This is a genomic window from Streptomyces alkaliphilus (genome assembly GCF_014141535.1).
GTDB lineage: Bacteria > Actinomycetota > Actinomycetes > Streptomycetales > Streptomycetaceae > Streptomyces > Streptomyces alkaliphilus.
This window is the reverse complement of sequence record NZ_VKHT01000895.1, coordinates 1-2,065: the sequence shown is the minus strand read 5'-3', so window position 1 is coordinate 2,065 and position 2,065 is coordinate 1. Positions and strand designations below refer to the sequence as shown.

Annotated in this window: 1 protein-coding gene; it reads right to left on the bottom strand. The window is 67.4% G+C overall.

Going from position 1 to position 2,065, the window contains the following annotated elements:
* Nucleotides 1-264: 264 nt before the first annotated feature.
* Nucleotides 265-1,185 carry a glycoside hydrolase family 11 protein gene (locus FNQ90_RS20895; protein ID WP_407699407.1) on the bottom strand — a complete coding sequence of 307 codons (921 nt, stop codon included), beginning with the start codon at nt 1,183-1,185 and terminating at the stop codon, nt 265-267.
* Nucleotides 1,186-2,065: the final 880 nt, after the last annotated feature.

Genomic DNA, 2,065 nt, shown 5'->3' with positions numbered 1-2,065 from the left:
GCGGGGGTCCGATCGGGGGCCGACGGCCGAGGCGCGCCGCGGGGCGCGCGAAAACTTTCGCACTCCCATTACCCCCTTGAGGGGGACGATGTGGGAAACCGGCGGCGGGCGTTCGCCGGTACGGCACGGCGGGTTCCCGGGGGTGGCGACCACTCTTTCGGGAGCACTCCGGAAGAGCGCTCCGCAGGGGTGTGGCGCGGCGGCCGGAGCCACCGCGCCACGGATGCGCCGGTGATACGACCGGTGCGGTCGGTGTGACCGGCGCTAACTCGTACTACAGGAGACCGTCGGCCAGGTGTGGTTGCCGTTGTGTCTGATCGTGACGCCGAAGTTGTTGCCGTTCCCGTTGGGCCTGGCCACCATCACCTGGGAACTGGGCCAGGTCGCGCTGACGTTCCAGGTGGCGAGGATGGTGGCGGGTTGTGGCACGTTCATCGTCACGGTCCAGTTGCTGGAGCCCGAGACCGAGACGTTGAGGTTGTAGCGGTCGTCCCACCGCTCACCGGCGGAGAGGGTGGCGGTGCAGCCGTTGTTCCCGCCGCCACCGGTGTTGCCGCCGTTACCGCCCCCACCATTGCCGCCCCCGCCGGTACCGCCGACGGTGATGTTGGAGTTGCCGCTGCTCTGGTAGCCCTCGGTCGCCATGATCATGTAGTCGTGGTTCCCGAGGCGCATCCCGTGCCGGGCCCACGCGTCGAAGTGGTTGCCGGTGGTGATGGTGCCGCCGGTGCGACGGGTCTGACGGACGCTCCAGTACTGCTGGAAGGTCTGGGTGCCGTCGATGGAGGGGGAGTTGTACCGGGTGGTCTCGTAGATGTCGTAGGTGCCGCCGTCGCTCTGGACCGTGCCCTTGTAGTTGCCGGTGGGCCGGTAGGTGCCCCAGTTGTCGACGATGTAGTACTCCACCAGCGGGTTCCGTGCCCAGCCGTAGAGCGCGAGGTAGGCGTTGCCGGAGGGGTTGAAGGTGCCCGAGTAGTTCACGCTCATCCGGCTGCCGGTGCGCCAGCCCTTGCCGAGCACGAAGTTGCCGGTGTTGGACCACGAGGTGCTGTAGTTACCGCCGGATCCCATGTTCATGGAGACCGACCCGCCGCCGTCGGTCCAGAACGAGTAGAAGTACCCGCCGTGGGTGCCGGTCTGGTTCGAGTTGATGGGGTTGGCGTGGGCGGAGCCCATCGGGAGCATCACCGTGGCCACCAGCGCGGCGCAGACGCCGGCGATGAGCAGGCGGATGCGTCCGTTCCTGCGGATTCTCGACCGTCCGAAACGACCGCCGAAGCGGCGCGTCGAGCGGGTGGGATTGCCGTTCATGTGCGTGCTTCCTCCTTGTGAAGGCCGGTGGGGAAGCCCAGGCGACGTGACGCGGACCGACGGCGATCGGTGCCCGGGGAAGCGGGCACCGACCGTCGGTGTCGCACGACGACAGTGGGGGGATGGCCCGGCCGCCGCAGGGAGGCGGCCGGTGAGCCGGAGCACGTGTGTGTTCCGGATCGATGACCGTGGGGCGTCATCGATGGCGTTAGTGTTGAGTCGGCTCCGATAGTTGTCAACAGTTCACGGAAACATTTCGAGAGCTTCGATGGCGCGAAATCCCGATGAGCTCCACATCTTTGCTGATCAGAGGGGCAAGGAAGAGAGGCTCCACCTTCACTCGCCCACTCACACCACCCACCATGATCATTTCGGGATGTCCGGAGCTGGAAATTTTCCGGAAATATTCCGGAGACACTTCTCCGGGATTCGACACCCGAAACCATCCGGCCGGACCCCCCGTCCTCCCCCTTCCGAAAGATGAACGCAGCTCGCGGGAAGGTGAGTTGGACCTCGGAGCCCATCCCGCGCGAGGTGACGTCCCGGTGGCGGGCGGGAGCACCACCCGAACACGGATGAAATAGGGGACTTTCGCGTCCCGAAGTGATGACGGACCGGCCGTTCCCGCCTTCGGAACCCGAACCCGCCCCGCGCCGGCCCACCGGACACGGCCTCCGGCCGGGGGCACCGGTGGTGGAGCCCTCCGGAGGCCGATCCGTCCACCGCGGCCGGGGATCCCCCGGCCGCGGTGGAC